At 31.6% G+C, this 6,819-nt stretch carries 7 protein-coding genes and 1 pseudogene; 6 read left to right on the top strand and 2 right to left on the bottom strand.

The genetic code is table 11. From position 1 onward, the window contains the following. The 6 genes and pseudogenes from PMI13_RS17290 to PMI13_RS17315 all read left to right on the top strand — a co-directional run. A pseudogene (locus tag PMI13_RS17290) lies at nucleotides 1-451 on the top strand (DNA mismatch repair endonuclease MutL); the annotation flags it as partial. Nucleotides 452-457: 6 nt separating this feature from the next. Then, nucleotides 458-1,213 carry a rhomboid family intramembrane serine protease gene (locus PMI13_RS17295; protein WP_007846146.1) on the top strand — a complete coding sequence of 252 codons (756 nt, stop codon included), beginning with the start codon at nucleotides 458-460 and terminating at the stop codon, nucleotides 1,211-1,213. Nucleotides 1,214-1,223: 10 nt separating this feature from the next. Next, a complete protein-coding gene (locus tag PMI13_RS17300) occupies nucleotides 1,224-2,219 on the top strand; it encodes an endonuclease/exonuclease/phosphatase family protein (protein ID WP_007846148.1) in 996 nt (331 codons plus the stop codon). A gap of 73 nt (nucleotides 2,220-2,292) precedes the next feature. Then, the gene (locus tag PMI13_RS17305) at nucleotides 2,293-3,267 is read left to right on the top strand and encodes an endonuclease/exonuclease/phosphatase family protein (protein WP_007846150.1); all 975 of its coding nucleotides are present in this window, start codon (nucleotides 2,293-2,295) and stop codon (nucleotides 3,265-3,267) included. A 4-nt stretch (nucleotides 3,268-3,271) separates the two neighbouring features. Next, the gene (locus PMI13_RS17310) at nucleotides 3,272-3,616 is read left to right on the top strand and encodes a hypothetical protein (RefSeq protein WP_007846151.1); all 345 of its coding nucleotides are present in this window, start codon (nucleotides 3,272-3,274) and stop codon (nucleotides 3,614-3,616) included. A 44-nt stretch (nucleotides 3,617-3,660) separates the two neighbouring features. Next, nucleotides 3,661-4,038: a hypothetical protein gene (locus PMI13_RS17315; RefSeq protein WP_007846153.1), complete on the top strand. Its 378-nt coding sequence runs from the start codon at nucleotides 3,661-3,663 to the stop codon at nucleotides 4,036-4,038. 93 nt (nucleotides 4,039-4,131) lie between these two features. Here the strand turns inward: PMI13_RS17315 and PMI13_RS17320 are convergent, their stop codons facing one another. Together PMI13_RS17320 and PMI13_RS17325 are read right to left on the bottom strand one after the other, a co-directional pair. Beyond that, a complete protein-coding gene (locus tag PMI13_RS17320) occupies nucleotides 4,132-5,316 on the bottom strand; it encodes a helix-turn-helix domain-containing protein (protein WP_007846156.1) in 1,185 nt (394 codons plus the stop codon). A gap of 38 nt (nucleotides 5,317-5,354) precedes the next feature. After that, nucleotides 5,355-6,002 (bottom strand): hypothetical protein, encoded by a 648-nt coding sequence (locus tag PMI13_RS17325; RefSeq protein ID WP_007846158.1) that lies wholly within the window; start codon nucleotides 6,000-6,002, stop codon nucleotides 5,355-5,357. Between the last annotated feature and the right edge of the window lie 817 nt (nucleotides 6,003-6,819).

Here is a 6,819-nt window from a genome sequence, read left to right on the forward strand (position 1 = left end):
TGTTTCTGAAAACACCAAGCCGGTGAAAAAAGGAAATACAAACGGCCATGCGCTGCTTTTTTCCCTGGAATATCATATGAATGAGATTGAAAAAAATAAATATAAATCAATCAAAAAATATCTTCCTGAACTTGGATTTGATATGAAAATCGCTCACGAAAACGTTTTAAGAATAGACATGGTTCCGGAAGGATTAAAAGAAACACAGGTCATGAAGTTCCTGGAAAACCTGTTTGAAGTTCTGGAATATAAGACGGAAGAAGAATTTATGCAATATTATCAAAACCAGTGGCATAAGATGCAGTCTAAGTCGAGATTTGACTTTATTTATAAAAAAGATGCGGAACAACTGATCAAAGACTTTACTACATTAGGCTTCCCTGAATTTTTGCCGAACGGGAAAAGATGCTTTTATGAAGTTCCGTTTAACGATATTAAAAACAAATTTTAAAGAGAAATGTTTAACAATATACCACCGATTACAAGAAATATCATCATCATCAATGTGATTGTATATTTGATATCAAATTTCCTATTTCCTCAATTATATGATATATATGATATGCTTTCTGCATATTATCCTTTTTCTCCCAATTTTAGATCGTGGCAAATTGTTACACATATGTTTATGCATGCTAAAATGGGAGATGGTATTGGTTTAACTCATATTATATTTAATATGTTGACATTGTGGAGTTTTGGCCCTATATTGGAACAGAGATTGGGAGGTCAAAAATACCTGATCCTTTATTTTCTGAGTGGTTTGGGGGCTTTCTTTCTCTTTAACTTATGGAATTTTGTTGAGGTTCAGCAAATCTCATCAAGCTTAAACAGTCTTGGATTTAATGTTGATGGTTTTCTGTCAGGAGCGCATGTAGGATTTACAGGAACTGCTGAATCAATTGCACAGCAACAAGGATTGGTAGAAAATCTGAAAGCCATAATGTCTACCCCAATGGTGGGGGCTTCAGGAGCTATATTCGGAGTTATTGCTGCATTTGCTACGTTGTATCCTGATGCAAAAATTATGATGATGTTTATTCCTGTTCCTATTAAAGTAAAGTATCTGTTACCAATAGTTATTGTGGTTTCTGTTTTTTTGGGTATTTCCGGAAATGCCGGAGGTATTGCCCATTTGGCCCACGTCGGAGGAGCTATAGTAGGCTTCTTATTGGCCAGAATCTGGAGGAAACATTTATACAGATTTAATTAAAAATAATCCTGTGAAAGTTTTCAGACTCATACTTTTAATACTTCATTTAGGGATATTCCTTCTTTTATTTGGGGTATTACTCAATGCTTATGTACCTCCGAAAGTATTCCCGTGGTTTAATTTACTCTCGTTAGGTTTTCCGGTTTTAATGATAACCTATGTTTTACTGACCATTTTTTGGCTTTTCTGCTGGAAAAAAAGAACTTTCCTGTTTATGCTTTTAGGTTTGTTTTTTATAAATCCGGTTAAAAGATGGGTTAATTATTCCTCTGAACCTAAAGAAACTCCCAATCTTAAGATTATTTCTTTTAATGTAAAAGGCGGGATGTACGGTCCAAAAGAAATTGAAAAATATATCAGTGATTCGCAAGCCGATATTGTGCTGCTTCAGGAATATGGGTGGCAGAAATTTCAGTTCGAGGGTTTAAAAAGGAGTGATAGTACAATGTCTATTGTTTCTCTTTATTCAAAATATAAAGTTGTAGGTTATAAGAAACTTATTGCCGGAGATTATGAAAGCTTTAATGCTTATGCAGATCAGACAGATATTGAAATAAAAGGAAAGACTTACCGTTTTATCAATACTTACCTGCAGCCGTTTAAGTTTGAAAAAAGTATGGTTAAACTGAATGGAGACCGGGATAGAGATGAGCAGAAACTGAAAAACATTCTGAAAAGGCTTATTCCTACCTTTAAAATGCATCAGGAGCAGGTTGCCATGATAAGAAAAGGAATTGATGAATCTCCTTACCCGGTAATTTTAACAGGTGACTTCAATGCTGTTCCGAATTCTTATGAGTATTACCATTTGTCGGAAGGTTTGGAAGATGCCTTTTTTAAAGTAGGGCGAGGAAGCGGAACCAGTTTTCATGATTATAAATTTCCGCTCCGGATTGATTATATTTTTACCTCGAAATCTATACAGCCCATAAACTACCGTGTAGACCGTTCTGTAAAACTTTCAGATCATTATCCTGTCATTGCAGATTTTAATTTAAATGATTGATTTTCATAAAATTAGTTGATTTTTTTAATAATGGTAGGGTTTTTGATAAAAAAAAGGAATTAGACCGTTTTTCATGAAGCCGAACCAAATACTGCTATTTTCACATATTGCAATTATTGTTTTACTCTTGTGTACTTTAGGAAATGCATGGGTACCACCGAACATTTTAGGGAACCTGAATCTTCTTTCCCTTGGGTTTCCGTACCTGATTATTACCCATATTATATTAACGGTGGTCTGGGCTTTCAAAAGAAAAAAAATCGCTATAGTTTTTCTTTTAGGAACTTTTATTTTCTATAATCCTATAAGACGATGGATTAATTTCTCCCCCAAAAGCGAAAATTATAAATCAATCCGGGATATCAAAGTACTGACTTTTAATGTGAAGTATGGAGAATTTGGTTGGGATAAGGTTAAAAAATATATCCGTGACCAGAATGCAGATATTATTCTGATCCAGGAAAAAGATACCAACAGGGCTTTAAGACAGGATCTGGTAAAATATCCAACGGTAATTTTAAAAACGAAACACAAAATTGTAAGACAGGAAGAGCTGATAGATGAAAAATCCAGGGGAAATTCTTTTTATGCTGACATAGACATCAACGGAAAGATTGTAAGAGTTGTGAATATCTATCTGGAACCATTCAGGCTCAATAAGTCTATGTTTGCATTTAATGGTCTTGAAAAGGAATCTAAAAAGATCGGGACATTGCTTTCTCATATGACGCCCACTTTTAAAGCTCACGAAGATCAGATAAAAAAAATCAGAAAGGCGGTAGATTATTCTCCGTATCCGGTGATTTTAGCTGGTGATTTTAATTCGGTTCCCAATTCTTATGAATATTATAATTTGGGAAAAAACCTGGAAGATGCTTTTCTAAAAGTAGGAAACGGGCAGTCATCCAGCTTCCATGATTATAAAGTCCCTTTGAGAATAGATTATATTTTTACATCAAAAGATATTATTCCTTTAAGCTATAAAGTAGACAGCTCCGTTAAATTATCTGATCATTATCCGGTAATTGCAGAATTTCTGCTAAATTAGTTCCATGAAAAATTTGCTATTTGCAGCTTTTATTTTTTTCGTTTTGCTTACTGCCTGTTCTAAGAAAGAATCGGCGGCTATAGACAGCGGACAGGAGGTAAAAGTGCATTATGATACCACTGCTATTGATTCTTTCTCGTCCGGAGCAACTTCTATAGATGTTGTGCGTCAGATCAGAATGTCTTCCCAGAAATACCGGGATTCAGTAAAAGAAGCCTTAAAACTTCAGCAGGAAGAAAAGCGTATCAAAGAGGAGCTGGAAAAAGAGAATAAGAAAAAGGAAGAAGAAAAAAAGAAAAGTGAGCAGGAGAAAAAACAACCGGCTCAGGAATCCGGTACTTCCACTTAAATAAAACTTTCATTAATTTAATTAAAAACATTAAAATATAAAGTATGAAAAAACAAATTTTAACGGCACTGATGATCTCAGTAATCGTTGTATCTTGTAAGAAATCAACAACAAAAACAGAACAGGTAGAAAACCCTGACGGATCGGTTACAACTACCACTACAACCGTTACACAAGACGGGCTAGGTGTTGATACGGCAAAAATTAACCAGGCCAAAGAAAATGTTCAGACCAAAGTTGATGAAGCAGGAAATAAGATAGATGCTGCAGCCCAGAAGGCGAAAGAAAAGATAGATGCCACTGCAGGCAAGACAAAAGAAGATCTTCATAAAGCAGGAGAAGATGTAAAAGATGCTGCTGCCAAAGGGGCATCAAAAGTAGAGGAAGGGGCGAAAAAACTGAAAGAGGATTTAAAGAAATAAATTATAAATTCTATCTGAAAACGCGCAAAAAACCAATTTTGGTTTTTTGCGCGTTTTATTTTAAAAAAATTAGAATAAAAACAAATTTTAATTTTAAGATTTTTCAAAATACTCTCTTGGTGTTTTTCCATATTTTTCTTTAAAAGCAGTAGCAAAAAATTCAGGAGTTCCAAATCCCAGATATTTAGCAATTTCTTTTACTTTTCTTTCTTTGAAATTAGCGTTGTTCTTTAAAATGCTTTCAAGATGGGCGAAGCGAAGATCGCTAATATAATTGTTAAATGTTTTTCCTGTTTTTACTTTAATCATACGACTTAGATATTTATCATTCGTGTTAAATCTTTCAGCAAGAGTATTCAATCTTAGATCCGCAGTGAGATACTTATTAGATTTTTCAAAATCATCTAAACTTTTAAGAAGCTGTTTAACAGTATATTTGTTGATGGGTAAATAAGCTTTATAATCAATATCCGAAGGATTATTTTTTTGTTGATTTTGTGGGCTGTAAACTATGGGGATTTCTTCTTCAGGAGCCATTTCTGATACATTATTATTTTCTTCTTTTTCAGAAATTATATTAATTTTTAGAGAAGCTGTTTCTTCCTTCTCATTATCACTTATCCTGAAAGATTCTATATTATCCAAATCTTCTGTAACATCAGCTTGAATGGATTGTTGTGGGGTTTTATTCTTTTTATTCTGATAAATGAAAAAACCTGTCACAGCGATAATTCCCAAGATTCCTACACTGATGAAACTCCAGCGCTCTTTTCTCTGATTGGAAAGCAGATTTTCTTTTTCTTCTACAAGCCTTTTTTCGTCATAATCAGTTTTTAATTTTTGAGCAATATTGTTTTGCTCTTCTTTAAATTTTTTCTCATATCGCAAAAGTTCATCTACTGCATCAAGTTGCATTTCTCTATTTCCTTTTTTCTTATAATAGTCTATAAAAAACTCAAATGACGGACGAAATTCTAAAGAGATTTTACCCGTTTTTTTATAATCATCAATGATTTCTTGAAAATAGGATCGTGCTTTCTCGTCTTCTTCTAATTTCCAATAGCACATTCCCAAATAAAATTTTTCATAGAAATGGTTATCGGAATCATTATATAAACTTAAAGATTTTTCTAATTTTTGGATGGCAGAAGAATATTTTCTTTGCGAATACTCATTAAACGCATCGGACGAGATTAAATCGGTTAAATAAAAAACAACATCCTGATTGTTTTTAATAAATGAATAGCCTTCTTTTAACAGAATGATATTCTTGTCCATATTATTAGGTATTGCAGAATTTATTCTTATTAAAGTATTTAAAGTGTAAATATATGAGGATCTGATATCAGCCGTATTTTTCTTATCTTTTTTCCACTTATAATATTCATATATTTCATTTGCAATCTTATGGGCTTCAATGTTATCTCCGATTTGATTTTTAAGTCTGGCAATTGTAAACAACCCTTCATAGGCGAACTCTTTAGAAGTATCTTTTTAAGATAATCATTGGCTATTATTGCCGTTTCTAATGCTTTTTTATAGTCATAATTTTTAAAACTTGCATTAGCTGCACTCGCATAGGCCATACCGATATATCGATTGTCTTTAGTCTTGACAGATTCTATAATCAAACTATCACCATATTTTATTTTCTCGCTGTCAGGAGCAAATGTTGTGGCAAATCCATAGCCCGTTATTACTTCCTCAGTCCGATTATTTTTTTTTGCGAGATCTATATATTTTTTTGTTAAATAAAATGCTTGTTTTCTATCTTTCGAAATGATAGATATTCTATTTCGAAGAACCTCAAAATCTATTTTTTTTGAAGAGACACCTTCTTCTTGTATAAAAGAGGTCCCTAATAAGAAAATAATGATATTGAATAAAAGTAAATAAAAATACTTTTTTCTCCCTTTTTCAAATGTTTTTATTTCAAAATAAGGAAATATTTTGTTTACATACATTTTTTTTTAATGTTTTAATTATCAGTCGTTTATTTTTTTATTTCTTTTTTTTTGAAATGCTTTTTCCTATTTGAGAAGTTTTTTTGTGGATTTACGCAAAGATATTTTAATTTTTTGCATACTGCGTAAAAAGGAAAATTTGTTTTTAGAAAACGTGTGATGATATATTTGGAGAAACATAAGGGAACACAATTTTAAGCAAAAAAATTAATCGGAATTTGTATTTAATACAATGAAAATTTTAAATAAAACATGTGAAAGATTTTGAACTCAAAATAGAATAATATAAAAATGAAAAATAAACTTTAAGTATTATGAAAAACAAATCAACAATTACAAAAACTAAAATTTCGGGATTAGTGCTTCTTTCGTTCATGGTAATATATAGTTTACAGGGGATTTATAAAAATATAGATCATCCAAATGACTGGAGGTTTTACTGTGTTGCTTTGAGCTTTATATTTTTTAGCACTTTTTTAGCGGTTGCAATATTTAAGAACAGTAAAAGTCAATAACTTGTTATGAAAGAATATACAATTATAGTGTTTGTAACTATATCTGCTGGTTGCATATATTACTCAATAAATCATTAAGTGTTATACTATGGATTTAATATTATATATACTTGTTATTATTTTAGCCGCATATCATATAATTGCTATAATTGATTTGCTAAATAATAAAAGATTATCAAAAAAAGGAAATAACATTGCTTATTTCAGTGTATTTACCTTACCATTTTTAGGTCCTTTATTATACTTCTTTTGAAGACTTACCCTTTTTCAAACAGTTGATAAATATAAAATATTCTCTAATT

This window comes from Chryseobacterium populi, from assembly GCF_000282115.1.
GTDB classification, from domain to species: Bacteria; Bacteroidota; Bacteroidia; order Flavobacteriales; family Weeksellaceae; genus Chryseobacterium; species Chryseobacterium populi.